At 68.1% G+C, this 25,057-nt stretch carries 20 protein-coding genes and 2 riboswitches; of the genes, 12 read left to right on the top strand and 8 right to left on the bottom strand.

The annotated features are described in order from the left end of the window. Nucleotides 1–144 precede the first annotated feature (144 nt). The 4 genes from ASC66_RS16280 to ASC66_RS16265 form a co-directional block, all read right to left on the bottom strand. A complete protein-coding gene (locus ASC66_RS16280; protein ID WP_055842406.1) occupies nucleotides 145–1,881 on the bottom strand; it encodes a dipeptide ABC transporter ATP-binding protein in 1,737 nt (578 codons plus the stop codon). An 8-nt stretch (nucleotides 1,882–1,889) separates the two neighbouring features. Further along, nucleotides 1,890–2,840 carry an ABC transporter permease gene (locus tag ASC66_RS16275; protein ID WP_055842068.1) on the bottom strand — a complete coding sequence of 317 codons (951 nt, stop codon included), beginning with the start codon at nucleotides 2,838–2,840 and terminating at the stop codon, nucleotides 1,890–1,892. After that, the gene (locus tag ASC66_RS16270) at nucleotides 2,830–3,759 is read right to left on the bottom strand and encodes an ABC transporter permease (protein ID WP_055842402.1); all 930 of its coding nucleotides are present in this window, start codon (nucleotides 3,757–3,759) and stop codon (nucleotides 2,830–2,832) included. The genes ASC66_RS16275 and ASC66_RS16270 overlap by 11 nt, the downstream gene beginning before the upstream one ends. A 128-nt stretch (nucleotides 3,760–3,887) precedes the next feature. After that, nucleotides 3,888–5,516 carry a peptide ABC transporter substrate-binding protein gene (locus tag ASC66_RS16265; RefSeq protein WP_055842065.1) on the bottom strand — a complete coding sequence of 543 codons (1,629 nt, stop codon included), beginning with the start codon at nucleotides 5,514–5,516 and terminating at the stop codon, nucleotides 3,888–3,890. Nucleotides 5,517–5,744: 228 nt separating this feature from the next. Between ASC66_RS16265 and ASC66_RS16260 the strand changes: the two genes are divergently transcribed. Together ASC66_RS16260 and ASC66_RS16255 are read left to right on the top strand one after the other, a co-directional pair. Next, complete coding sequence (locus ASC66_RS16260; protein ID WP_055842063.1) at nucleotides 5,745–6,134, top strand: thiol-disulfide oxidoreductase DCC family protein; 390 nt, start codon at nucleotides 5,745–5,747, stop codon at nucleotides 6,132–6,134. 38 nt (nucleotides 6,135–6,172) lie between these two features. After that, the gene (locus ASC66_RS16255; RefSeq protein ID WP_055842400.1) at nucleotides 6,173–6,982 is read left to right on the top strand and encodes a CPBP family intramembrane glutamic endopeptidase; all 810 of its coding nucleotides are present in this window, start codon (nucleotides 6,173–6,175) and stop codon (nucleotides 6,980–6,982) included. A 527-nt stretch (nucleotides 6,983–7,509) separates the two neighbouring features. On the opposite strand, the gene gcvP is transcribed toward ASC66_RS16255, so the two are convergent. From gcvP to gcvT, 3 genes are all read right to left on the bottom strand, one after another. Next, nucleotides 7,510–10,458 carry an aminomethyl-transferring glycine dehydrogenase gene (gcvP, locus tag ASC66_RS16245; protein ID WP_055842058.1) on the bottom strand — a complete coding sequence of 983 codons (2,949 nt, stop codon included), beginning with the start codon at nucleotides 10,456–10,458 and terminating at the stop codon, nucleotides 7,510–7,512. A 94-nt stretch (nucleotides 10,459–10,552) separates the two neighbouring features. After that, on the bottom strand, nucleotides 10,553–10,924 hold the full coding sequence (gcvH, locus tag ASC66_RS16240) for a glycine cleavage system protein GcvH (RefSeq protein WP_055842054.1): 372 nt from the start codon (nucleotides 10,922–10,924) through the stop codon (nucleotides 10,553–10,555). Between the two features lie 73 nt (nucleotides 10,925–10,997). Next, on the bottom strand, nucleotides 10,998–12,185 hold the full coding sequence (gene gcvT, locus ASC66_RS16235) for a glycine cleavage system aminomethyltransferase GcvT (RefSeq protein WP_055842051.1): 1,188 nt from the start codon (nucleotides 12,183–12,185) through the stop codon (nucleotides 10,998–11,000). Nucleotides 12,186–12,259: 74 nt separating this feature from the next. Beyond that, a riboswitch (glycine riboswitch) is annotated at nucleotides 12,260–12,426 on the bottom strand. Between the two features lies 1 nt (nucleotide 12,427). Next, a riboswitch (glycine riboswitch) is annotated at nucleotides 12,428–12,525 on the bottom strand. A 228-nt stretch (nucleotides 12,526–12,753) separates the two neighbouring features. Between gcvT and ASC66_RS16230 the strand changes: the two genes are divergently transcribed. From ASC66_RS16230 to ASC66_RS16195, 9 genes are all read left to right on the top strand, one after another. Next, complete coding sequence (locus tag ASC66_RS16230; RefSeq protein ID WP_055842048.1) at nucleotides 12,754–13,464, top strand: NUDIX hydrolase; 711 nt, start codon at nucleotides 12,754–12,756, stop codon at nucleotides 13,462–13,464. Beyond that, nucleotides 13,461–14,846, top strand: coding sequence for a quinolinate synthase NadA (gene nadA, locus ASC66_RS16225; RefSeq protein ID WP_055842045.1), 1,386 nt, complete (start codon nucleotides 13,461–13,463; stop codon nucleotides 14,844–14,846). The genes ASC66_RS16230 and nadA overlap by 4 nt, the downstream gene beginning before the upstream one ends. Before the next feature lies 1 nt (nucleotide 14,847). Beyond that, nucleotides 14,848–16,563: an L-aspartate oxidase gene (locus tag ASC66_RS16220; protein WP_055842042.1), complete on the top strand. Its 1,716-nt coding sequence runs from the start codon at nucleotides 14,848–14,850 to the stop codon at nucleotides 16,561–16,563. Next, nucleotides 16,557–17,426: a carboxylating nicotinate-nucleotide diphosphorylase gene (gene nadC / locus ASC66_RS16215; protein WP_055842040.1), complete on the top strand. Its 870-nt coding sequence runs from the start codon at nucleotides 16,557–16,559 to the stop codon at nucleotides 17,424–17,426. Before ASC66_RS16220 ends, nadC begins: the two co-directional genes overlap by 7 nt. Nucleotides 17,427–17,443: 17 nt before the next feature. Beyond that, a complete protein-coding gene (locus tag ASC66_RS16210; RefSeq protein WP_055842036.1) occupies nucleotides 17,444–18,649 on the top strand; it encodes a cysteine desulfurase family protein in 1,206 nt (401 codons plus the stop codon). A gap of 151 nt (nucleotides 18,650–18,800) precedes the next feature. Next, the gene (locus ASC66_RS16205) at nucleotides 18,801–19,280 is read left to right on the top strand and encodes a DUF6220 domain-containing protein (RefSeq protein WP_055842033.1); all 480 of its coding nucleotides are present in this window, start codon (nucleotides 18,801–18,803) and stop codon (nucleotides 19,278–19,280) included. Nucleotides 19,281–19,364: 84 nt separating this feature from the next. Further along, complete coding sequence (locus tag ASC66_RS16200; RefSeq protein WP_055842031.1) at nucleotides 19,365–21,437, top strand: multicopper oxidase family protein; 2,073 nt, start codon at nucleotides 19,365–19,367, stop codon at nucleotides 21,435–21,437. Nucleotides 21,438–21,495: 58 nt separating this feature from the next. Then, nucleotides 21,496–21,633, top strand: coding sequence for a hypothetical protein (locus ASC66_RS18365; RefSeq protein ID WP_200944842.1), 138 nt, complete (start codon nucleotides 21,496–21,498; stop codon nucleotides 21,631–21,633). 415 nt (nucleotides 21,634–22,048) lie between these two features. After that, nucleotides 22,049–23,539, top strand: coding sequence for an MDR family MFS transporter (locus ASC66_RS16195; RefSeq protein WP_235496977.1), 1,491 nt, complete (start codon nucleotides 22,049–22,051; stop codon nucleotides 23,537–23,539). A gap of 77 nt (nucleotides 23,540–23,616) precedes the next feature. On the opposite strand, the gene ASC66_RS16190 is transcribed toward ASC66_RS16195, so the two are convergent. Then, nucleotides 23,617–24,528, bottom strand: coding sequence for an EamA family transporter (locus tag ASC66_RS16190; RefSeq protein WP_235496976.1), 912 nt, complete (start codon nucleotides 24,526–24,528; stop codon nucleotides 23,617–23,619). A 235-nt stretch (nucleotides 24,529–24,763) separates the two neighbouring features. Between ASC66_RS16190 and ASC66_RS16185 the strand changes: the two genes are divergently transcribed. Further along, on the top strand, nucleotides 24,764–25,036 hold the full coding sequence (locus ASC66_RS16185; protein ID WP_055842028.1) for a DUF2277 domain-containing protein: 273 nt from the start codon (nucleotides 24,764–24,766) through the stop codon (nucleotides 25,034–25,036). The last annotated feature ends 21 nt before the right edge of the window (nucleotides 25,037–25,057 follow it).

The following is a 25,057-nucleotide window of genomic DNA, read 5'->3' as shown; positions in this document are numbered from 1 at the left end:
CGATAGGGACGGTCTTGCGGTTGCGAAATCAATGTTCGCTGGTACCCTATGCGATCAGTTTACCCTGAGTTGCATGAAAATCGGCCCAGCACCCGGATGAGGGGTGCTGGGCCGATCGTGAATGTGCCGTCGTGCGGCGGCCGGCTAGCGGCCGAACACGAAGTTTCCGCCGGGAATGGCGGCCAGCAGATCCTGCGTGTAGCGCTCGCGGGGGTTGTCGAAGACCTCGTCGGTCGTCGCCGCCTCGATGATCCGCCCCTTCTTCATGACGCAGACGTTGTCGGCGATCAGTCGCACGACCGCGAGGTCGTGCGTGATGAAGAGGTAGGTCAGGCCGAGCTCGGTCTGCAGCTCGGTGAGCAGGTTCAGGATCTGACCCTGCACGAGCACGTCGAGAGCCGAGACGGCCTCGTCGAGCACGAGCACATCGGGCTTCAGCGCGAGCGCACGCGCAACGGCGATGCGCTGGCGCTGACCGCCGGAGAGCTCGCTCGGGTAGCGGTACCGGGTCGCAGCGGGCAGCGACACCTGGTCGAGCAGCTCCAGAACGCGGGCCTGCCGTTCCTTGGCCGTGCCGACCTTGTGCGCGAGCAGCGGCTCGGCGATCGTGTTGCCCACGCTGTACTGCGGGTCGAGCGATCCGTACGGGTCCTGGAACACCGGCTGAACGCGGCGACGGAACTTGAGCAGCTCCGCCCCCTTCAGCGCGGCGACGTCCTGGCCGTCGAACTCGATCTTGCCGCTCGTGATCGTCTCCAGCTGCAGCAGCAGCTTGGCGACGGTCGACTTGCCGGATCCGGACTCACCGACGATCGCGGTGGTCGTTCCCCGCTGCACACCGAAGCTCACGCCGTCAACGGCCTGGAGTTCCTTGTACTTGAACCCCTGCTGACGGATGCGGTACGTCTTGGAGACGTCCTGCACCGAGATCAGGTCCTTGGCCGGCGCCGCCTGCTCGCGCTCGGCAGCACGGGCGATCAGTGTCGCGTCGAGGGAGTCACCGGAGAAGATCTCCGGTGCCGCCGCGTCGGCGTGCTTGGCCGACTGGATGCGGCGCGATGCGAGGCTCGGCGCGGCCGAGACCAGGCGCTGCGTGTACGGGTGCTGCGGGTTGGCCAGGATCTCCTTGGACGAGCCGGACTCGACGACCTTGCCGCGGTACATGACCACGAGCTGCTCCGCACGTTCGGCGGCGAGGCCGAGGTCGTGCGTGATGAACAGCACGGAGGTGCCGTAGTCGCGGGTCAGCGTGCCGAGGTGGTCAAGGATCTGACGCTGCACCGTGACGTCGAGGGCCGAGGTCGGCTCGTCGGCGATCAGCAGCTTCGGGCGAGACGACAGGCCGATGCCGATGAGCACGCGCTGACGCATACCGCCGGAGAACTGGTGCGGGTACTGCTTGAGACGCTCTGAGGCATCGCCGAGGCCGGCCTCCTCCAGCACCTGGATGGCGCGGAGCTTCGCTTCCTTGCCCTGGGCGACGCCGTTGGCCTTGATGGCCTCCTCAACCTGGAAGCCGATGTTCCACACCGGGTTGAGGTTGGACATCGGGTCCTGGGGAACGTAGCCGATGAGGTTGCCTCGAACGCCCTGGATCTCCTTCGGAGACATTTTGGTCAGGTCGCGACCCTCGAACAGGATCTCGCCACCGGTGACCTCGCCTGTTCCGGGGAGCAGGTCGATGATCGACTGCGCGGTCGTCGTCTTGCCGGAGCCGGACTCCCCCACGATGGCGAGGGTCTGACCCTGGTAGAGCGTCAGGTCGACACCGCGCACTGCGGGCACGAGACCGCGCTGAGTGCGGAATCCCACCTCGAGGTTGCGGATCTGGAGCAGGGGCGTGATCGAGGTATCGATGTTCTGACTCTCGTTTTCGTTCATGGCCGGGGTCATCGACGTGCCCTCGCTGCCGGGTCGAGTGCGTCGCGAACCACATCACCGAGCATCAGGAACGACAGCACGGTGATCGACAGTGCGGCGGAGGGCAGAAGCAGCACCTGGGGGTTGGTGCGGATCGACGTCTGCGCCTGGGCGATGTCGTTACCCCAGGACATGACGTTCGGCGGCAGGCCGATACCGAGGAACGACAGGGTCGCCTCGGCGACGATGAACGTTCCGAGCGAGATCGTCGCGACCACGATCACCGGGGCGATCGAGTTCGGGATGACGTGCCGGATCAGGATCCGGAACTTCGACACACCGAGGGCGGTCGACGCGGTCACGTAGTCGGAGTTCCGCGCGGAGAGCACAGCACCGCGCATGATGCGCGCAATCTGCGGCCACGCGAAGATCGCCAACACGAGAGCCACCGTGGCGGGTGTGCGCTCGGGCAGGACCGACATCAGCACGATCGCACCGAGGACGGTGGGGATCGCGAAGAAGATGTCGCCGACACGGGAGACGAAGGAATCGAGGAAGCCGCCGTAGTAGCCGGCCAGCGAACCGACGATGATGCCGGAGAGCGTCACGAGCAGCGTTGCCAGCACGCCGACGGTTACGGATGCCTGTGCGCCGAAGATGATGCGCGCGTAGACGTCACAGCCCTGACGGGTGAAGCCGAGGGGGTGCCCGGCCTCCGGAGCTCCGTTGCTGTCTGCCAGCTGGCAGTTCAGGTTCGGCGACACCGAGGTGAACAGACCGGGGAACGCGGCGACGATCAGGATCAACACGATGAGAATCGAGGAGATCCAGAAGGAGGGGCGGCGACGCATGGAATCCCACGCGTCTGCCCAGGTGCTCCTGGCCTTCTCTGATTCGTCGAGGCGGTCGACAGGGGCGATCGGGGTGTCTTCGATCGGCGCAACGTAGTGCTCTTGCGGCTGGAAATTCTTATTTTGCATAGCGAATCCTCGGGTCGAGCAATGCGTAGAGCAGGTCGACGAGCAGGTTCGCCACGACGAAGATGATGACCATCATCGCGACGAACGACACGACCGTCGGACTTTCTCCGAGCTGAACGGCGCGGTAGACGGTACCGCCGACGCCGTTGATGTTGAAGATTCCCTCCGTGACGATCGCACCGACCATGAGCGCACCCAGGTCGACGCCGAGGAAGGTCACGACGGGAACGAGCGAGTTGCGGAGCACGTGCACGCGAACGACGCGATTGCGCGAGAGGCCCTTGGCCGTCGCGGTGCGCACGAAGTCGGCGTTCAGGTTGTCTGCGACGCTCGCCCGAGTCAGGCGCACGATGTAGGCGAACGAGACGGATGCCAGCACGATGGCGGGCAGAATCAGCTCGTTGAACGGCGCATCACCGCTGACTGTCGTACGTGCCCAGCCGAGTTGCACACCGAAGACGTACTGCAGAACGAAACCGACGACGAATGTCGGCACGGAGATCAGCAGGAGGCTGACGACGAGAGCACTCGCGTCGAAGATCTTGCCCTTGCGAAGACCGGCGATGAGGCCGATCGTGATGCCGGCAACGGCCTCGAAGAAGAGGGCCAGCATGGCGAGGCGGAGGGTGATCGGGAACGCCTGAGCCATGACCTCGGAGACCGGGCGGCCGGAGTAGGTCGTACCGAAGTCACCCTGGAACAGCCCGCCGATGTAGAGCAGGTACTGAACGATGAACGGCTGGTCGAGGTTGTACTGCGCCCGAATCTGTTCGATCACTTCAGGGGCCGGAGGACGGTCGCCGTACAGAGCGGCAATCGGGTCACCCGGGAGGGAGAACACCATGAAGTAGATGAGGAACGTCGCGCCGAAGAAAACGGGGATCATCTGAAGAATACGTCTGCCTGTGTACCACAGCATCAGCATCCTCCGTTCGATGGAAGAAGCATTGAGATCACAATCACTGGATGAGCTTAGTCGGCCGGCTGTCCGAGGCGAAACGCCTCGGACAGCCGGTCGAACTAGGAAGGGAGGTTAGTTACGGAGAACTATTCCTTCGTGATCTGGAAGTACAGCGGGACGGAGTCCCAACCGAATACGACATTGTCAACGGCCTCAGACGAGACACCGTTCACGTTGGAGTACCAGAGCGGAACGGTGGCCATGTCCTTGAGCAGGACCTCCTGAGCAGCCTGGTACTTCGCCGTTGCATCCTCGACGGTCTGTGCAACAGAACCCTCAGCGAGCAGCGAGTCGAACTCCGGGTTGCTGTAACCCTCGTAGTTGCTGCCTGCACCGGTCTGGTAGAGCGGGGCGAGGAAGTTGTACATCGAGGGGTAGTCGCCCTGCCATCCGGCACGCGTTCCACCGGTCAGCTTCTGCTGCTCACGGTCGTCCAGCGCGGCGGCGAAGGTCGGGTAGGACTTGCCGACGGCCTGAATGCCGAGGGTGTTGGCGATGCTGTTGGTGACAGCCTCGACCCAGGCCTGGTGTCCGCCATCAGCGTTGTACGCGATGTCGAAGGTACCGGTGTAGGGCGAGATGGCGTCGGCCTCGGCCCAGAGCTTCTTGGCCTCCTCCGGGTTGTACTCCAGGTACTCGGCGCCCTCGAGCTTGTCGGTCCAACCAGCGATCACCGGGGAGGTGAAGTCGGTGGCGGGGGTGCGGGTGCCTTCGAAGATCACGTCAGTGATCTCGTCGCGGTTGATCGCCATCGAGATGGCGTGACGGCGAAGCTCGCCTTCCTCATCCATACCGAAGTGTGCGAGGTAGCCCGGGATGTTGAAGCCCTGGAAGATGGCTGCAGCCTGGTTGACCGCGCGGTCACCGAACTCGTCCTCGTAGGTCGAGAACGCGGAGTCGGGGACACCGTCGAGAACGTCGAGGTTGCCACCCTGGACATCGGCGTAAGCCGCATCCTGCGTCGCGTAGAAGGTGATCGTGAGGCCACCGTTGACCGGGGTGCGAACACCCTTGTAGTCAGGGTTGGTGATCAGGTCGATCTTCTCGTTGTGGACCCATGCCGAGTCGGAAGCCAGCATGTACGGGCCGTTTCCGATCGGGTTCTCGCCGAATGCTTCCATGTCGGCAAGGCCGGCCTCGGGCAGCGGCATGTATGCCGAGTAGCCCAGACGCAGCGGCCAGTCGGCCTCGGGAGCAGCAAGGTCAACCGTGAAGGTCAGGTCGTCGACGACCTTGAGGCCGGTCAGCTCGGAGTCGGCGTCGTAGGAGAAGCCCTCGATGTTGTCGAAGAAGTACGAAGCGCCCTGGGCGTTGCTCAGGAGGGCTGCGTAGTTCCACGCGTCAACGAAGGAGTTGGCCGTGACGGGCTCGTCGTTGGTGAAGGTCCAGCCGTCGTTCAGCGTGACGGTCCAGTGCTGTGCATCGTCAGACTCGATCGACTTCGCGACCTCGTTCTCGATCTCGCCGTCAGCGGTGTAGGACACCAGGCCGGCGAAGATCGACGTGACGATCTTTCCGCCACCGGTCTCGGTGGTGTTGGCGGGAAGCAGCGGGTTCTGCGGCTCCGAGCCGTTCGTGGTGATGATGGCCGACGAGCTGGATGCGCCTTCGGTGCTTCCACTGCCACTGCCTGTGTCGCTGGCGCAACCGCTCAGCGCCAAAGCGCTGGCGGCAGCAAGAGCGACGGCAACGAGGCCTAGCTTCTTGATCTTCAAGTTTTCCTCCTGTGCAAAGTGGGCAACGGCAGCACGAAAACGTTGCCGCACCGCCGCGCCAAGTACCCCCGAGAGTATGCAGCGCGCGGGTCTTGTGCAACTTCAGTACGGAACCGTTACAAACAGGAAACAAGATTCGCGGCTTTCTTGCAGGATCTTACAAATCGCTCATATGTTGCGTGCGATTTCGCAGGATCTTGCGCGCCCTGGGCGTGGTTGAATGGCGGCATGGCCTCGGCATCCGAAACCCCATCCGTGCTGCTGATTTTCGACGGCGATTGCGGCTTCTGCACGAGCAGCGTTTCATGGCTTCGACGTGCGCTTCCCGCCATGCCAGAGGCCTCCCCGTACCAGTGGACCGACCTCGAGCACTACGGCCTGCGCGAGGCGGATGCCGCGGCCCGCGTGTGGTTGGTCGCCGATGGTCACCGCCACGGTGGGCACCGCGCGGTCGCCGCCCTGCTCACCCATCAGCCCCGCGCAATTCTGCGCTTCGCCGGCCATCTCATGCTGCTTCCGCCGTTCTCGTGGTTGGCCGCCGCCGGCTATGCGCTCGTGGCGCGCTACCGCTACGCGCTGCCCGGGGGAACGCCGGCATGCCGGGTCGGGCAACAGTGATCGACACGACCTCGGCAGCGTCGACGAGGGCGTCCGGCGTGCGCTCGGCACTGCGGCTCCCTCCCCCTCCCCCGGCTCAGAGCATCACCCGGCCGGAGCGCACGAGGCTGTGGATCGAATTGGCGATCGTGCTCGGGCTCTCGCTCGGGGCGTCCGCCGTCTACTCGGTCGTGTCGCTCGTCGCGAAGCTCACCGCCGAGAAACCGCTCGGTCAGCAGAGCACGGCGCTGAACACCTCGCAGTCGAGCCGCGAATGGCTCGACTTCACCTACCAGTTCCTGAATATCTTCTTCGCGCTCTTCGCGGTGGCACTCGTGCTCTACCTGCTGTGGAGGCCGGGCCAGAGCCCGTTCCGGCGGATCGGCTTCGACCTGACCCGCCCGGGGCGCGACCTCGGCGCCGGCCTCGCGTTGGCCGCCGTCATCGGCATCCCGGGCATTGCCCTCTATCTGGGCGGCCGGGCGCTCGGCATCACCGTGGCGATCAACGCCTCACCCCTGGAGACATTCTGGTGGACGATCCCGATTCTGTTGCTCTCGGCCGCGAATGCGGCGTTGAGTGAGGAGATCATCGTCGTCGGGTACCTGTTCACCCGGCTGCGGCAACTGGGTTGGAATCGTTGGGCGATCATCGTCGCCAGCGCGACGCTGCGCGGGAGCTACCACCTCTACCAGGGCTTCGGCCCGTTCGCCGGCAACTGTGCGATGGGCGTCCTGTTCGGATGGTGCTACGAGAAGTGGGGCCGCACAATGCCACTCGTCATCGCACACTGGGTTCTGGACGTCGCCTCGTTCGTCGGCTACCCACTCGCCGTGATGTGGTGGCCGGCACTCTTCGCGGCCGGCTGACGACGTCTGCCCTCGGCGCCTCGACCGGCGCCTGGCTTGCGGCTGCACGAACGGCGATGGCGTGATTCGATTCCTCGTCGTCACCGAGCACGCGCAGCGTGATCCCGCTGCGACGCGTCGGCGTGCACGCCACGAGCGAGCCGTCGAACAGCAGCCCCTCGCTGCTGCCGAACTCGGTCATCGCACGGGCCCGGCGCAGCGCGGCCGCCGTACCGGGATCGCTGTGTTGCAGCCGATCGGCGCGGGCATCGATGGCATCGGGAATCAGAGCGACCGCAGCGGCCAGCGTGCCGATCACGCTCAGTCCCGCACCTGCCCAGAGAAGATCTGCCAGAAGCATGAGAGCCTCCTCCATAGATGAGTTGCCCTCAGATTACTCCCGCGTCTCGGCCCTCGCCAGCCCCTCCTCGCCGGGCATGACGCCCGCTCCGGCAGACAGACAGAGACCGCGCATCCGGCTGCGATCCGCCCCTGGTGGGCCGGATGCACTCGGAGGCGCGGTCTCTGTCGTGACGGGGCGCTGCCGCTTAGGCGAACGCTTCGGGCGGCGGGCAGGCGCACACGAGGTTGCGGTCACCGTAGGCCTGATCGATGCGGCGCACCGGCGCCCAGTACTTGTTGCGGATGAGCGAACGCACGGGGTAGACGGCGGTTTCGCGGGTGTACGGGTGGGTCCACTCGCCAGAGCCGTCATCTCCGGTCACGACCGCCTGTGCGGTGTGCGGGGCGTTGCGCAGCGGGTTGTCGTCGGCCGGCCAGACGCCGGCGGCGACGGCATCCGCCTCAGCCTTGATCGAGATCATGGCCTCGATGAAGCGCTCGATCTCGCCGAGGTCTTCCGACTCGGTCGGCTCGACCATGAGGGTGCCGGCAACGGGGAACGACATCGTCGGCGCGTGGAAGCCGTAGTCGACGAGGCGCTTGGCCACGTCGTCGACGGTCACGCCGGTCTCCTCGGTGAGCGGGCGCAGGTCGAGGATGCACTCGTGTGCGACCAGACCGTTGTCGCCCGTGTAGAGCACCGGGTAGTGCTCACGGAGGCGCGCCGCGATGTAGTTGGCGCTCAGCACGGCAGCACCGGTGGCCTGCTTGAGGCCCTCGGCGCCCATCATGCGGATGTACGCCCACGTGATCGGGAGAATGCTCGGGCTGCCGTACGGCGCGGCAGAGACCGGGCCGCCGGCGTGCACGAACGGGCCGTGGTCGGCGCGCTGGGCCAGCGGGTGGCCGGGCAGGAACGGGGCGAGGTGCGCCTTGGCCGCGACCGGGCCGACGCCGGGGCCGCCGCCGCCGTGCGGGATGCAGAAGGTCTTGTGCAGGTTCAGGTGCGACACGTCGCCGCCGAAATCGCCGAAGCGGGCGAAACCGAGCAGCGCGTTCAGGTTGGCGCCGTCGACGTAGACCTGGCCGCCGGCATCGTGAACGGCCTGGGTGATGGCGGTGACCTCGTGCTCGTAGACGCCGTGCGTCGACGGGTACGTGATCATCAGGGCAGAGAGCACCTCGGCGTGCAGCGCGATCTTGGCGCGCAGGTCGTCGAGGTCGACGTTGCCGAGCTCGTCACAGGCGACCACGACGACCTTCATGCCGGCGAGCACGGCGGATGCCGCGTTCGTGCCGTGGGCGCTGGACGGGATGAGGCAGACTGTGCGCTCGAACTCACCGTTGGAGCGGTGGTAGCCGCGGATCGCGAGGAGTCCGGCGAGCTCACCCTGACTGCCGGCGTTCGGCTGCAGCGACACGGAGTCGTATCCGGTGACCTCGGCGAGCCACGTCTCAAGCTGCTCGATCAGCGCGAGCGAGCCGCGCACATCGGCCTCGGGGGCGAAGGGGTGGAGCCCTGCGAATTCGGGCCAGGTGACGGCCTCCATCTCGGTGGCCGCGTTGAGCTTCATGGTGCAGGAGCCGAGCGGGATCATGCCGCGGTCGAGGGCGTAGTCGCGGTCGGCGAGCGTCTTGAGGTAGCGCATCATCTGCGTCTCGGAGTGGTGCGAGTTGAACACCGGGTGATCGAGATAGCTGCTCGTGCGGCGCAACTCGCCGGCGGCAATGGCCGGCAGCGCGGAAGGGTCGACGGTGACGGGCGTGCGCTCGGGCAGGCCGAATGCCTCGGCGATGAGCGAGAGGTCGGCCTCGGTGGTGGTCTCGTCGACCGAGATCGCGATGGTGGCCTCGCTGACCTCCCATAGGTTGTAGCCGCGGTTGCGAGCACGCTCGATGACCGTGGAGGCCAGGCCGGGGACGTGCACGCGGATCGTGTCGAAGAAGTCGTCGCTGACCAGCGTCAGGCCGTAGCCGGTGAGCACATCGGCGAGGGCGCGCGCCTTCTGCGCGGTGCCGACGGCGATGTGGCGGATGCCGGCCGGGCCGTGGTAGACGGCGAACATGCTCGCCATGACGGCCAGCAGCACCTGTGCGGTGCAGATGTTCGACGTCGCCTTCTCGCGGCGGATGTGCTGCTCGCGCACCTGCAGGGTGAGGCGGTAGGCGGGGTGGCCGACGGCATCCTTGGACACGCCGACGAGGCGGCCGGGCATCTGGCGCTCGAGGCCAGCACGTACGGCCATGTACCCGGCGTGCGGTCCGCCGAAGCCCATCGGAACACCGAAGCGCTGGCTGGTGCCCACGGCGACATCTGCGCCGAGCTCGCCGGGAGAGGTGATCAGCGCGAGGGCCAGCAGATCGGCGGCCACGACGACGAGGGCGCCCTGCGCCTTGCTCGCGGCGATGACGGCCGCGGGGTTCCAGACGCGTCCGGAGGCGCCGGGGTACTGCACGAACAGGCCGAAGTGCTCGCCGAGCGCGGCGACATCGGAATCCGCGCGCAGCTCGGCGACGACGAGCTCGATGTCCAGCGCCTCGGCGCGCGACTGCAGCAACGCCAGCGTCTGCGGGAACACGTCTGCGTCCACGACGAAGCGGTTCGTCTTCAGCTTCGATGCACGGCGGGCTAGGAGCATGCCCTCCACGACGGCCGTACCCTCGTCCAGCATGGACGCATTGGCCGTGTCGAGCCCGGTGAGGTCGGTGACCATCGTCTGGAAGTTGATCAGCGCCTCGAGGCGCCCCTGCGAGATCTCCGGCTGGTACGGCGTGTACGCCGTGTACCAGCTCGGGTTCTCGAGCACGTTGCGCTTGATCACCGACGGCGTGATGGTGCCGTAGTAGCCGAGGCCGATCATCGAGGTGCGCAGGGTGTTCTGGTCTGCGATGCCCCGCAGTTCGGCCAGCGCCTCACGCTCGGTAGCGGCATCCGGAATCGCCGAGTTGAGAATCTCGCCAACACGAATCGACTCGGGCACTGCGGCGCCGAGCAGGGCCTCCAGGCTGTCGTAGCCGAGCGTCGACAGCATCTGCTGCTGCTCGTTCACGCCGACGCCGATGTGGCGGCGGCCGAAGGCGTCGGCTCCGAACGCCGATGAGATGGCTGCAGATGGAGTTGCAGACGAGGTGGGGACTGACTGACTGGAGGTCATTGCTCTCGAGATTCTCTGTGCTGGCGGGGATGTGTGCTGGCGGGGATGCGGGCTGGTGCGAAGTGGTGGTCGTCAGGCGTGGTGCGTGCTGCGCCTATTCGGCGATGAGCGCGCTGTACTCGTCGAAGCTCAACAGTGCCGGCAGCTCGGTGAAGCTGATCTTGATGAGCCAGCCCTCGCCGAAGGGGTCGGAGTTGACGAGCTCGGGGCTGTCGACCATGGCCTGGTTGATCTCGAGCACGGTGCCGTTGGCCGGGGCGAAGAGCTCTCCCACGGACTTGGTCGACTCGATCTCGCCGACGACGGTGCCGGCGGTGATCTCGTCGCCGGAGTCGGGCAGGTCGACGAAGACCACGTCACCGAGCTTCTCGGCGGCGTAGGCGGTGATGCCGACGACGGCGGTGTTGCCGTCGATCAGGAGCCACTCGTGCTCGGCGGTGTACTTGAGGGTGGAGGTGTCGGCCATGATGGCTCCTTCGCGATGGGTGTTGAGTGTGTGTGTGTGCTGAGACGTGACGTGCTGAGTGAGGCGCGTGCGCTTACTGCGCGCGCTTGTAGAACGGCAGTGCGACGACGGATGCCGGCACCCGCGTTCCGCGCACGTCGATGAAGAGTTCGCTGCCGAGCTCGGAGTGGCCGGGGTCGACGAAGGCCATCGCGATCGGGTGGCCGAGGGTCGGCGAGAGCGCGCCGCTCGTGATCACGCCGATGGCCGGCGCCGCGGCGTCCGCATCGTCGTTCGCATTGGCACTGGCGAACAGCTCGTAGTCGGCACGACCGGCGCGGCGGCCCTCCGCCGCGATGCCGACGAGGACGCGGGCGCCCGCTGCCGGGCCCCGCTCGCTGGCGGCACGACCGACGAACTCGCCCTCCTTGGCGAGTGCGACGACGCGGCCGAGACCGGCCTGGGCCGGGAAGACGTCGACGCCGAGCTCGTGGCCGTAGAGCGGCATGCCCGCCTCAAGTCGGAGGGTGTCGCGGCTGGCGAGGCCGCAGGGAACGAGGCCGTGCTCCGCGCCGGCGGCGGTGAGGGCGCCCCAGAGCTCGGCCGCTTTCTCGGTCTGGATGTACAGCTCGAAGCCGTCCTCACCGGTGTAGCCGGTGCGGGCGACGAGCAGCGGGGCTCCGTCGAAGAAGGCATCGGTCGACCAGTAGTACTTGAGCTCGGAGAGCGGGATGCCGAGGTCCGTGATGCCGGGGGTCGCCTCGAGGATGGCACGGGAGACCGGGCCCTGCACGGCGATCAGCGCGAGGTCGTCGCTCTGGTCGGTGACGGTGACGTCGAAGCCGGCCGCGCGCTCGGCGAGGGCCGGGACGACGGCGAAGCGGTTGCCGGCGTTGGCAACCACGAGGAACTTCTCGTCGCCGAGGCGGTAGACGACGAGGTCGTCGATGATGCCGCCGTGCTCGTTCAGCAGCAGGCTGTACTTCGCCTGGCCGTACTTGATCGCCGAGAGCTTGCCGGCGAGGGCGTAGTCAAGGAATGCCGGGGCACCCGGACCTTCGACGAGGATCTCTGCCATGTGCGAGATGTCGAAGATGCCGGCGGCGGCGCGCACGGCGTGGTGCTCGGCGAGGTCGCTCGAGTAGCGCACGGGCATCTGCCAACCGCCGAAATCGGTGAAGCTGGCGCCGGCTTCCACGTGAATGTCGTGCAGCGGCGAGAAGCGCGCGGTGATGGCGCCGTCGGTGGCCGAGCTGGCGTTGTCAGTCGTTACGTCATTCATTGGCGCGGAGTTCCTCACGTCGAACCGGCCGAGGCCGGGCGAGATTCTGGACGGTCGCTTGACCGTCTCGGAACTCCCCCTCTGTCATCCGGCCTGAGAGTTTCACCGCTGCTCCGTCGATCGACGGATGCGTGCGGCTTTCACCTTGGGCGGGATTTCGCGTAGTCCAGACCAGGCAGGGCGAGAGATCTCGACAGGCTCGATCTGGATCTTGCTTCGCAAAATCCACTTTCCAGAGCGGCCAGCTCGACGCGGTACATATACCTGAGAGATTGTCGGGGAGGATTGCTCCTTCGGTGCCGATACGTTCGAAAACGCCCGGCTCTCCCGCGTCGACCATGTGGCCCGATATTCAGTTCACTGCACGCGCCCCACCCGTGAGCAGAGCGCGCTGCCAGCATACCGCGCCATCGTGCCGCCCGGCGGACGCCGATGCGCCCTCCGCCATCACCCGACCAGCGCGGGCAGCGCGACGTCACGAATTCGCCTTCTGGTCAGATTGACCATAAGATGGGCGCAGACTTAAAGTCACACTGACTCTTAGTCGCGAGCATCGAACGGAGACGCCATGGCAGCCGAGCAGCCAGCGAGCGCAGAACTCGCCGTGTCGACGGTGATCTTCGCGCTGCGGGCGGATGCCGAAACCGAGCTGCCATCGCTCTGGCTGCCGCTCGTTCGGCGCACCCGGGAGCCGTTCGAAGGCCAATGGGCCCTGCCCGGCGGATGGCTGCCCGTCGACGAGGAACTCGGCAAGGCCGCCGCGCGCACCCTGCACGAGACGACCGGGCTCACCCCGAAGTACCTCGAACAGCTCTACAGCTTCGGCGCGGTCGACCGCTCGCCGGGGCGCCGGGTGGTCTCGGTCGTCTACTGGGCGCTCGTGCAGTCCGACGAGGCCGCGCGCGCCGCGGTTGGCGAGAACGTGCAATGGTTCCCGGCCGACGATCTGCCGGAGCTCGCCTTCGATCACAACCTCATCGTCGACTACGCCCTGTGGCGGCTGCGCACCAAGCTCGAGTACTCCCGCATCGCACACGCCTTCCTCGGCGAGACATTCACCCTCGCCCAGCTCCGCGAGGTGCACGAGGCCGTGCTGCAGCGCCCACTGGACCCGGCGAACTTCCGCCGCACGATCGAGGCGTCCAAGACGGTGATCGCCACCGATGAGTACCTCGCGGGCACGCCGCACCGGCCGCCCCGCCTCTACCGTTTCGATTCCACCATCGACCCCGCAGACCTCGGCCCTCTCGGCCGCGCCACCCCTGGGAAGGCATCATGAGCACCATCTCCAACCCCACCGCCTCGAACCACACTGCGACCCCGGCATCCGTCGACCGTGTCATCCAGCTGATCGCCAGCGGCGAATCCACCGGCTCGAGCTGTTCGCCCGAGCTCGCCAAGGGCCCGTGGGAGTTCGACGCCGGCCCCACCGCCTACGGCCCCGGTTCCTCGATGGGCGACGTGATCCCCACCGGCTCGCCGCGGCAGGGCACGCTGCCGAGCGAGTACAAGACCGCCAGCGACGAGGAGCTCGACGCCCGCGTCCGCGCCGCCAAGGCCACGCTCGGCGACCGGGTGCTCGTGCTCGGCCACTTCTACCAGCGCGACGAGGTCGTGGCACACGCCGACTACATCGGCGACTCCTTCCAGCTGGCCGGTGCCGCGAAGTCCCGCCCGGATGCCGAGGCGATCGTCTTCTGCGGCGTGCACTTCATGGCCGAGACCGCCGATCTGCTCTCGACACCGGAGCAGGCCGTCATCCTGCCGAACCTCGCCGCCGGCTGCTCGATGGCCGACATGGCCGACATCGACTCGGTCACCGAGTGCTGGGAGGCGCTCGAGGAGCTCTACGGCACCGAGCCGGACGCCGACGGCCGAGTGCCCGTCATCCCCGTCACCTACATGAACTCCTCCGCTGCGTTGAAGGGCTTCTGCGGCGAGCGCGGCGGCATCGTCTGCACGTCCTCGAATGCGGAGACCGTTCTGGAGTGGGCGTTCGAGCGCGGCCAGCGCGTGCTGTTCTTCCCCGACCAGCACCTCGGCCGCAACACGGCCAAGGCGATGGGCGTTCCGCTCGACCGGATGCCGATGTGGAACCCGCGCAAGCCCCTCGGTGGTTCGAGCGAGGCCGAGCTGCACGACGCCCAGGTGATCCTCTGGCACGGTTTCTGCAGCGTGCACAAGCGCTTCACCGTCGATCAGATCGAGCAGGCGCGCGTCAGCCACCCCGGCGTGCGCGTGATCGTGCACCCCGAGTGCCCGATGCCCGTCGTGGATGCGGCCGACGAGTACGGCTCCACCGACTACATCACGAAGGCGATCGCGGCGGCCCCGGCCGGATCGACCTTCGCCATCGGCACCGAGATCAACCTCGTGCAGCGCCTCGCCGCGCAGTACCCGCAGCACACGATCTTCTGCCTCGACCCCGTCGTCTGCCCGTGCTCGACGATGTACCGCATCCACCCCGGCTACCTCGCCTGGGTGCTCGAGTCGCTCGTGGCCGGCGAGGTCGTCAACCAGATCTCGGTCAGCGCCGACGTGGCCGTTCCCGCCCGCCTCGCCCTCGAGCGGATGCTGGCAGCCAAGCCGCCCGCCAACGGCGGCGGTACAGCACCCACTGCGCCCCGCGCTGTACCGGCCGCCGTTCCCACGGGAGCCTGACATGGCGAGCGTGCTGGTGATCGGCAGCGGCCTGGCCGGCCTGTTCTCTGCCGTGCGGGCCGCCGATGCCGGGCACACGGTGACGCTGGTGACGAAGGGCGGGCTGGCCGAGAGCAACACCAGCCACGCGCAGGGCGGCATCGCCGCATCGCTCTTCCCCGATGACTCCCCCAACGCCCACCTGCTCGACACCCTCCGTGCCGGCGCCGGCCGGAGCGATCCCGCCGCCGCGCAGGTGCTCTGCGACGACGGCCCGGCCCGGGTACGCGACCTGATCCGCTTCGGCGCGCACTTCGACCGCGACGAGTCCGGGCTCGCCCGCGGCCTCGAGGCCGCCCACGTCCGTGCCCGAGTGCTGCACGCCGGCGGCGATGCCACCGGCGCCGAGATCGAACGCGCCATGCTCGATGCCCTCGCCCGCCGCCCGATCACGGTGCGCGAGCAGACGATGCTGGTGGAGCTGCTCACCGAGCCCGCCGCCGACTCCGCTGCGCCGACCGCCGGCCCGAGCTCGGGGGCGGATACCGCACCCCGCGTCATCGGCGCCGAGCTGGCCCTGCCGAACGGCGGCCGCGAGCGGGTGCTCACCGACGCCGTGGTGCTCGCCACCGGTGGCGCGGGGCAGCTCTTCCTGCACACCACGAACCCCGCGATCGCCACCGGAGACGGAGTAGCAGCGGCCTGGCGGGCCGGAGCCCGACTGGCGGATCTGGAGTTCGTGCAGTTCCACCCGACCGCGCTGGCCGTCCCCGGCACCCCGCTCGTGTCCGAGGCGGTGCGCGGCGAGGGCGCCGTGCTGCGGAACCGTTCCGGCGAGCGATTCATGCTCGAGCGGCATCCAGAGGCCGAGCTCGCTCCACGCGACGTCGTCGCCCGTGAGATCGCCCGCGAGATGGCGGCGCAGGGCGGAGCGCCCGTGCTGTTGGACGCGACCGCGCTCGCACAGGATCCCGCCGCGAACCGGGCCATGCTCGCCGCCCGCTTCCCCACGATCACGGCCGCGTGCGAGGCCTCCGGCCACGACTGGGCGCTCGAGCCGGTGCCCGTGACGCCCGCCGCGCACTACTGGATGGGCGGCGTCGCCACCGATCTCTGGGGCCGCACATCGCTGCCGGGGCTCTTCGCCGTCGGCGAGGCCGCCTGCACCGGCGTGCACGGCGCCAACCGGCTGGCCTCGAACTCGCTGCTGGAGGCGGCGGTGTTCGCCGAACGGGCCGTGCAGGCGCTGAGCGCGGATGCGGCATCCGCCCCCGCCCGGCCCGCAACCGACGCGCCACATATGCCGGTCAGCGGAGATGCTCCGCGACACGCCGCGGCTGACGCCCGCGCTGTCGGCGTGTCGCCTGCCGCATCCGCGAACCAGCTACGCGATGGCGTGCCGCGCAGCTCTGACGAAGCACTGAATGCCCCGCTCCGAACGCCCGATCTCCGCACGACCGTGCAGACCCTCCTGTGGAACGCCGCCGGGCTTGAGCGCGACGGCGCGACGCTCGAGGCGGCCGCATCGGAGCTCGCCGCACTCCCCCGGCCGAGCACGACGCCCGGCGCGAGCCGCCGCGACATCGAAGACGCCAATCTGCTCGACCTCGCCCGCCTGCTCGTGGCCGCGGCGAGCGCCAGGACGGAGTCGGTCGGCGCACATTTCCGCAGCGACTTCCCGGCAGCCGACGGCACTGGAACAATTGCAACCACTCGAGAGGATGCCCTCGCATGCTGACCACCGCCACCATCACCGCCGTCGTCTCGGCGGCCCTGCACGAAGACGCCCCCTGGGGTGACATCACCTCCGAGCTGCTGATCCCCGCCGAGGCGATGGCCACGGCCGAGCTGGTCGCACGCGAGCACGCCGTGTTCAGCGGCGGCGCCGTGTTCCGCGCCGCCTTCGCGCTCACCGACCCCTCGGTGACGGTCGAGTTGCTGGTCGCGGATGCCGCCCCCTTCGCCGCCGGCGACGTGCTCGCCCGTGTCAGCGGCTCGGCCCGCGGCATCCTGCAGGCCGAACGCGTCGCCCTCAACCTGGTGCAGCGCATGAGCGGCATCGCCGCACTCACCGCCGAGTACGTGGCCGAGACCGCCGGAACGCGCGCCCGCATCGCCGACACCCGCAAGACGACCCCCGGCCTGCGCGCCCTGGAACGCCAGGCCGTGCGCGACGGCGGCGGCCACAACCACCGCTTCAGCCTGAGCGACGCCGTGATGGCCAAGGACAACCACCTCGCCGTGCTCACCGCGAACGGCATCTCGGTGACCGATGCGCTGCTCAGCCTCCGCGCCCGGCTGCCGCACACCACCCACATCGAGGTCGAGGTCGATCGGATCGACCAGATCGACGCCGTGCTCGCTGCCGGCGTCGACACGATCATGCTCGACAACTTCACGCCGGAGCAGCTGCGCGCCGGCGTCGCCCACATCGCGGGACGCTCCGTGGTTGAGGCCAGCGGCGGCGTGAGCCTCGGCACCGTCAGGGCGATCGCCGAGACCGGCGTCGATGTGATCTCGGTCGGCGCTCTCACCCACAGCGTGCGCGCACTCGACCTCGGCCTCGACATCAGCGTCGACGTCACCGCTGCCACGCCCTGAAGCACGGCGGACCAGCCATGAGCCAGAACAACGACGCCGGTAACCACGACGCGACTTATCTCGACGCGATTTATCTCGACAATGCGGCGAGCACCCCGGTGCGTCCGGAGGCGTTGCAGGCCATGTGGCCGTGGCTCGGCGGCCCCGGCGGCGAGTTCGGCAACCCATCCAGCCACCACCGCGCCGGCGAGGCAGCGGCGGTGGCCATCCAGCAGGCCCGCCGCGAGGTGGCGGCCGTGCTGAGCTGCCGAGCGGGCGAGGTGGTGTTCACGGCCGGTGGCACCGAGGCCGACAACCTCGCGGTCAAGGGCATCGCACTGGCATCCGCCCGCGGCAGGCACATCATCAGCTCGCCGCTCGAGCACGAGGCCGTGCTCGAATCGCTGGACTACCTGCGTCGCCTGCACGGCTTCGAGATCGAGCTGCTGAGCCCGGATGCCGCAGGCCTTCTCGACCCGGACGAGCTGGCCGCGCGGCTGCGCCCGGACACCGCACTCGTCTCGGTGCACTACGCCAACAATGAGATCGGCACCGTGCAACCCCTGCAGCGGCTCGCCGCCGTGGCACGGGCCGGCGGAGTCCCGTTACACACGGATGCCGTGCAGGCCGCGGGTTCGTTGCCGCTGAACGTCACCGAGCTCGGCGTCGATGCGCTCAGCATTTCCGGCCACAAGGTCGGCGCCCCCAAGGGTATCGGCGCGCTGTTCGTGCGCGGGCGGCTGCCGCTGGAGCCTCTGCTGCACGGCGGAGGACAGGAGCGCGGCCACCGCAGTGGAACCGAGAACGTCGCGGGAGCCGTCGCGCTCGCGACCGCACTGCGGCTGGCAGAGGCCGAACGCCTCGCCGGGGCTGCCGAAGCCACGAGCGCGCTGCGCGACGAGTTCATCGCCGGCGTGCTGGGCTCCGTTCCCGAGGCGCGCCTCACCGGGCACCCGAGCGCGCGGCTGCCCGGCTCCGCCTCCTTCGTCTTCGCCGGCACGAGCGGCGAAGCGGTGCTCCTCGAGCTTGAGCGGCGCGGCGTGATCTGCTCCAGCGGATCCGCCTGCGCGGCCGGATCCGACGAGGCATCCCCCGTGCTCACGGCGATCGGCGTGCCCGCAGAGCTCGCGCAGACGGCCGTGCGTTTCTCGCTGTCCAGCAGAACGAGTGCCGAGCAGTTGAGCGTGGCGGCAGCAGCCGTCACGGCCTCGGTGGCCGCCGTGGCCGGCATCGCGCGGCGCTGAAGCAACACCCGCGCCTGCGCTACGCCCGGAGAACGGGTTCAGGGGCACTGCCGGTGCACTCTCGGTGGTGACACGGATGCCGTCGCATCCGCCACCCGGGCACAGTCGGGTTACCCGCCTTCCCGAGCGGACCGAAAGGAACTCATCCCTCATGCGCACGCTTTACGCCGTTGTAGCGTCATTGTTGACGGCATCCGTCATGCTCCAGCTGTACTTTGCAGCGGTCGGAGTCTTCAGCAACCCCGACGACGAACTCTTCGCGGTGCACGGCATGAACGGCCGAATCGTTCTGCCGATCCTCGCCCTGCTCACCCTCATCTGCGCCGCCATCGCCCGCCTTGGCAAGCGGATGATCTGGTTGAGCGCACTGCCGCTCGTGCTGATCCTGCTGCAGACCGGCATCTTCGTGCTGACCGGTGTGCTCTTCGGCGTCGGTCCCGACTCGCACGAGAGCCCCCCACTGGCCGCGACACTCTTCGTTTCGCTGCACGCGCTGAACGGACTCGCCATCATCCTGGTGAGCCTCTACCTCGCGCAGAAGGGCTGGCGACTGGCCCGCGGACAGGGCACCGCGCCGAGGCAGGCTCCCGTCGGAAACGCCTCCGACGAGAACGTCTCCGCCCGGCTCTGACATGGTCGTCGTGAGTGACATGCGCACCACCGCACCCTCCGCACCGCAGCCAGGGCGGTCACCTCGCGCACTGGTTCGCGGCCGGTGAGCACGGCCGCTCTGCTCGCCATCAACCTCGCGCTGACCATCATCGGTGCGGGGTTGTGGTGCGCCGCCACGATCATCGCCGCGGGCCCGATCACCGCAACCAGGGCACGACGGGCGCTGATCTTCGCGGGCGGTGCTGCGCTCGCCACCCTCGCCCAGCTGCCTCTCGTGCTCATGCTCCTCGGCCAGGGCTGGTGGTTCGCGCAGGAGAAGCTACTGTTCGCGCTGCCGATGCAGCTGACCGCCGCTGTGGTCGTCACGCTCATAGCCGCCCCGCCGCTGCTCCGGCAGGCCAGGGCCCTGTCGGTGTCGTCGGATGCCGCCGAACCCGGTCCGCCGTCCCGGCCGGCTGCTCGCGGGGCTGCCCTGCCAGCTGCCGCAACCACGCGGCGGCTACCCGCTCGCGTGCCGACCGCGCTCCTCGCTGCCACCAGTGCGGCCGTCGCGTCCGTCGTTGCCGGCACGCTGATCGGTTACCCGCTCGAACTCGCCGCCGCCGCCGTGCTCACCCTGCTCGCGGTGCTCGCGACGGGCCTCGGCTACGCCCTGTTCGCGCGGGCCGGCCGCCGCTTGGTCGTCGGCTTCTCCGCACTCGGGACGCTCGTGCTCGTGGCATCCGTCGCCCTGTCGTGGATGACGAGCATGGCCCCGCCCGACTTTGCCGGAGCACAGGCGGCGCACACGGGCGGTCATGACAGCGCGCTCGCTGCGGCCGCCTCGCCCGGCATCGACGCGGACCTCGCCGCCGGCACCGCTGCGGCGGCCGTTTCCGTCGACGATCTCCGCACGCCAGAGGACGTGCCGGGCCCGCGCCGGCAGTTCACGCTGCGTGCGGCGACGGAGAGCGTGACCCTCGCCTCCGGCGACACCGTGCAGAGCTGGAACTACGGCTCCCTGCCCGGCCCCGAGCTGCGGGTGCAGCAGGGTGACGTGGTCGAGGTGCGCCTGGAGAATGTCGACGTCGCGGCCGGCGTGACGATCCACTGGCACGGCTACGACGTACCCAACGGTGAGGACGGCGTCGCCGGCGTGACGCAGGATTCGGTGCTGCCCGGCGAGGGCTTCGACTACCGCTTTGTCGCCGATCAGCCGGGCAGCTACTGGTACCACACCCACCAGAGCGCCTCCCGCGGCGTGCAGCGCGGCCTCTACGGCACCCTCATCGTCGAACCGAGCGGGGGCATCGCCGAGCAGCACGACGTGGTCGTTCCGCTGCACAGCATCGGCGGCTCCGTGCTGCTCGGCGCCAGCGATCTGCCGACGGCGACGGCCATCCCGGCTGGAGAGACCGTGCGGCTGCGGCTGATGAACACCGATGGGCTTCCGAGCACCTTCCATCTTGACGGCACCCCGTTCGCCGTCGTCGCCGCAGACGGTCACGAGCTCGCCGCCCCGCCGGAGGTGCGGGAGCAGGCAATCCGTATTCCGGCCGGCGGGCGCATCGACCTGGCGTTCACCATGCCGGATGGACCGGTGTATCTGACCACGGATGCCAGCAGGACGGCGTGGCTCGCGTTCAGCCCGGGCGCCGCGGCATCCGTGGGGACGACGGAGCGCCCACCTGACCGCTCCGATGAGCCCGAACTGGATCTTCTGGGCTACGGCGGCGGGCCTGCAGCGGTGCTGCCGGACGGGCCGCTCGTGCGCGCCGAGATGGTGCTCGATCGCAACCCCCGTTTCCTGCAGGGCGTGCCGGTCAACGGCTACACCGTGAATGGGGCGGTGTACCCGCGGATCCCGAGCATCACCGTGAACGAGGGCGACGTCGTCGAACTCACCGTCGCCAATCGGGGCTGGGAGACGCACCCGATGCACGTTCACGGCCACCATGTGCTGGTGCTCTCACGCAACGGCGTGGCCGCGAGCGGTGCGCAAAGCTGGCTCGACACATTCGACGTGCGGCCGGGCGAGGTCTGGGTGGTGGCCGTGGTGGCCGACAACCCCGGCATCTGGATGGACCATTGCCACAACCTCGACCACGCGGCGGAGGGCATGATGATGGCCATGCGCTACCGCGGCATCACGACTCCGTACGAGCACGGCGGCAGCCACGGCAACCGCTCCGAATGAGAGCAACCGGGCGGGAATCGAGGTTTACCTCCGCTGGGATGCTCGATAGGGTGAACGCATGAGCACTCCTGAATCGCACACGGGCCGAGATGACCACGACCTCTCGGACGAGGAGTTTCTTGCGCCGGAAGAGTCGATCCTCAAGGGGTGGCTGCCCACGCCGACTCCGACCGATGGCCCGGCACCCGCTCCCTGAGCCCCGCCGTTGACGGCGCATCCGCACATCCGGGTTCGCCACAGCAGTTCATCGCCCCCGAAATCTTCTGTCGGTGGTCGGGAATATATTCGTTCCCGTCAGCGCTGAGCTGATCTGTCAGGTCTGTATTCGCTGACAGACCGTTGTTTGCATGCAGCTCGTTTGCAGACAGACCGTTGTTTGCTGACCGACCGTGTGCTGAGCGATGGTGCGCTCCGTCGGATCGTGCTTTCCACCAGATCTGGGTGGCAGGAGCGATCTCGACTCCGGCATCCATTGGCCTGGCATCCATTGACGCCCCTGAGACGTCGACCTCGTCCCTAGCGGCTCCTCTGCCGAGTCCGCCGACCGTCTCAGACACGGTGCCGCATCGTGCATTACGCCCTCTCTACCTTCACCGAAACGAAAACTGACTGTGACTGAACGCACTACATCCGACGCCGAGGCTCTCGACACGAGCTCGGTTCCCCTGCAACTCGATCCCGCAACCGAACGCCGCAACAACAAGGTGATCTGGCTGCTCGTCGCCTCCACCTTCGTCGTCTTCCTCAACGAGACGACGATGGGCGTCGCCCTCCGTCCGATCATGGACGACCTGGGTGTCGACGAGCGCGCCGGCCAGTGGCTGACCACCGCGTTCCTCCTGACGATGGCCGTCGTCATCCCGATCACCGGCTACCTGCTGCAGCGCTTCAACACCCGCCCGATCTACATCGCCGCCATGACGCTGTTCACGATCGGAACCGCGATCGCCTTCATCGCTCCGAGCTTCGGCATTCTGCTGCTCGCCCGGGTCGTGCAGGCATCCGGAACGGCGATCATGATGCCGTTGTTAATGACGACGCTGATGACGCTCGTTCCGCCGCACCACCGCGGCAAGATGATGGGCAACGTCTCGATCGTCATGTCGGTCGCCCCCGCGATCGGCCCGACCTTCTCCGGTCTGATGCTCAACAGCTTCGGCTGGCGCGGGATCTTCGGCGTCATGCTGCCGATCGGACTGGCCATGCTCTTCTACGGGATGCGCAAGGTGCAGAACGTCAGCGAGCCGAAGAAGGTGCCGCTCGACATCCTCTCGGTTGTGCTCTCCGCGCTCGGCTTCGGTGGCCTCATCTACGGCCTCAGTGTGGTCGGGGAACAGTACGACAGCGCGGTCAACCTCGCGTCGATCGGCCTCGTGGGTGGCGGCATCGCGCTGCTGTTCTTTGTGCTGCGGCAGCTATACCTGCAGCGCCAGGACAAGGCGCTGCTCGATCTGCGCACCTTCCGCTTCCCGCAGTTCACGATCTCACTCAGCATGATGCTCGTCATGATGGCGTCGCTGTTCGGCGTCATCATCGTGCTGCCGCTGTTCATGCTCGGTGTGCTGCACCTGGACCCCGTCACGGCCGGCCTGATCCTGCTGCCCGGCGGCATCCTCATGGGTGTCATCGCACCGTTCGTCGGCCGACTCTTCGACCGCTTCGGCCCGCGCCCGCTGCTCGTGCCGGGAAGCATTCTGGTCAGCGCCGTGCTGTGGGTGCTGACGACCGTCAATGAGAACACCTCGGTCTGGTTCCTGCTCGCGGCACACATCGTGATGAGCCTCGGCCTGGCGCTCATCTTCACGCCGCTGTTCACCTCGGCTCTCGGCGCCGTGACGCCGCGCTACTACTCGCACGCGAGCGCGATGCTCTCCACCCTGCAGCAGCTGGCCGGAGCGGCGGGAACCGCGCTGTTCATCACGGTGCTCGCCACCCAGACCGCGCAGCTCGTGGCAGGCGGGGCGTCCGAGGACGTCGCAGCCGCCGGCGGAACACAGGCGGCGTTCACCGTCGGGGCGATCATCTCGCTCCTCGCCATCGTCGGTGCCTTCTTCGTGAAGAAGCCCGCCGACATGGAGGGCGGCGCCCCGCACGGGCACTGACTGTACTGAGTACGACGACGGCCGGCGCTGAGCATTCAGTGCCGGCCGTTTGTCGTTCCCGCTGCGACGCCGGCTGGCTAGTGCTGTGCTTCGGCGGTGCGCTCGAGCTCGGAGGCCGGGCGGCGACGCTGCGTGGCGACGGCCGTCGCGGCCGCGGCGCAGACGAGGGCGATGGCGAAGATCTGCATGCCGCTGAACTGCTCGTCGAGGATCATCCAGCCGAACAGCGCGGCGACGGCCGGGCCGCAGGCGGTGATGATCGCGTAGACGCGGGTGTCGACCCGGCGCAGGATGAACGTGTCCAGGCTGTACGGCAGCGCGGACGAGAGCACCCCGATCGCGATCAACAGCCCGACGACACCGAGGGTCAGCACCGAGGGGTCGAAGGCGAACGCCGCGGCCGGGATCAGCAGCACGAGGCTCACGATGCTCGCAACGGTCAGACCTTCCAGGCCCGGCAGCCCGAGTGCCACCGTGCGGGTCAGCAGAATGTAGCCGGCCCAGGCCGCTCCCGCGATGAGGGCGAGCGCGATGCCCCACGGGTCGACCGTGCCGTCGAGGCCGGTGAGCAGCACCACGCCGACGCCGGCGGCCAGCGCACAGAGCACGTCGAGCAGCCGCCTGCTCACGGCGAGCGCCAGGGCGAGCGGGCCGAGGAACTCGATCGTCGCCGCGAGGCCCAGCCCGATGATGTGCACGGAGGCGTAGAAGCTGAGATTCATCACGGCGAGCACGACGCCGAGTGCGACGGCCGGCCAGAGCCGGGCCCAGCTGAGTTCGGCGCGCTTCGGGCGGTACACCGGCAGCAGCACCAGCGTCATCACGATCTGTCGAACGGCAACGACGACGGTCGCCCCGACGACGGGCATGACCACGCCGGCGAGCGCCGAGCCGAGGTTGATGCTCACCTCGGTGCCGAGTTGCGTTGCGGCGCCGATGGTCCCCCGTCGTGCGAGGTGTTTCTCGTGCTCTGCACTGTGAATGCTCACGCCGACAGCGCCTTTCTTGTCACGGATTCGGACAAGCCCTGTCGATCCCACTGCGGCCGCACCGCTCCGGCGGACGACACTCCAGCTTACGCGCCGCTCCCCCCTCCTCTCGATTCCATTGAGAGCGGCCAAATGGCCGCTTTGGTGCTCCGGAAGTGGCCATTTGACCGCTCTCAACGGACTGTGAGGAAGTAAGGGGGTTTCGGGGCCGGATGCCGGTGGCTAGCGTTGAAGCATGTGCCGAAACATCCATACCCTGCACAACTTCGAACCGGCAGCCACCGATGATGAGGTGTACGCCGCCGCCCTGCAGTATGTGCGCAAGATCAGCGGTTCCACCAAGCCGTCGCAGGCGAACGAGGCGGCGTTCGAGCGCGCCGTCGCCGAGATCGCCCACATCACGCGGCATCTGCTCGAGGACCTCGTGAGTGCAGCCCCGCCGAAGAACCGCGAGGTCGAGGCGGCCAAGGCCCAGGCGCGCGCCGCGGTGCGCTTCGGGACCGCGTAGGCGGCCCGCACACAGGGCGAG

This window comes from Leifsonia sp. Root4, assembly GCF_001425085.1.
In the GTDB taxonomy this organism is placed as follows: domain Bacteria; phylum Actinomycetota; class Actinomycetes; order Actinomycetales; family Microbacteriaceae; genus Microterricola.
The sequence above is the reverse complement of the archived record's forward strand: the minus strand, read 5'-3'. Positions and strand labels throughout refer to the sequence as shown.

Coding starts and splice junctions, on each gene's coding strand:
- ASC66_RS16260 (WP_055842063.1), top strand. CDS start 5,745: ATGGCCTCGGCATCCGAAACCCCATCCGTGCTGCTGATTTTCGACGGC.
- ASC66_RS16280 (WP_055842406.1), bottom strand. CDS start 1,881: ATGAACGAAAACGAGAGTCAGAACATCGATACCTCGATCACGCCCCTG.
- nadA (WP_055842045.1), top strand. CDS start 13,461: ATGAGCACCATCTCCAACCCCACCGCCTCGAACCACACTGCGACCCCG.
- ASC66_RS16270 (WP_055842402.1), bottom strand. CDS start 3,759: ATGCTGTGGTACACAGGCAGACGTATTCTTCAGATGATCCCCGTTTTC.
- ASC66_RS16185 (WP_055842028.1), top strand. CDS start 24,764: ATGTGCCGAAACATCCATACCCTGCACAACTTCGAACCGGCAGCCACC.
- ASC66_RS16230 (WP_055842048.1), top strand. CDS start 12,754: ATGGCAGCCGAGCAGCCAGCGAGCGCAGAACTCGCCGTGTCGACGGTG.
- ASC66_RS18365 (WP_200944842.1), top strand. CDS start 21,496: ATGAGCACTCCTGAATCGCACACGGGCCGAGATGACCACGACCTCTCG.
- gcvT (WP_055842051.1), bottom strand. CDS start 12,185: ATGAATGACGTAACGACTGACAACGCCAGCTCGGCCACCGACGGCGCC.
- ASC66_RS16205 (WP_055842033.1), top strand. CDS start 18,801: ATGCGCACGCTTTACGCCGTTGTAGCGTCATTGTTGACGGCATCCGTC.
- ASC66_RS16275 (WP_055842068.1), bottom strand. CDS start 2,840: ATGCAAAATAAGAATTTCCAGCCGCAAGAGCACTACGTTGCGCCGATC.
- ASC66_RS16220 (WP_055842042.1), top strand. CDS start 14,848: ATGGCGAGCGTGCTGGTGATCGGCAGCGGCCTGGCCGGCCTGTTCTCT.
- ASC66_RS16210 (WP_055842036.1), top strand. CDS start 17,444: ATGAGCCAGAACAACGACGCCGGTAACCACGACGCGACTTATCTCGAC.
- gcvP (WP_055842058.1), bottom strand. CDS start 10,458: ATGACCTCCAGTCAGTCAGTCCCCACCTCGTCTGCAACTCCATCTGCA.
- gcvH (WP_055842054.1), bottom strand. CDS start 10,924: ATGGCCGACACCTCCACCCTCAAGTACACCGCCGAGCACGAGTGGCTC.
- nadC (WP_055842040.1), top strand. CDS start 16,557: ATGCTGACCACCGCCACCATCACCGCCGTCGTCTCGGCGGCCCTGCAC.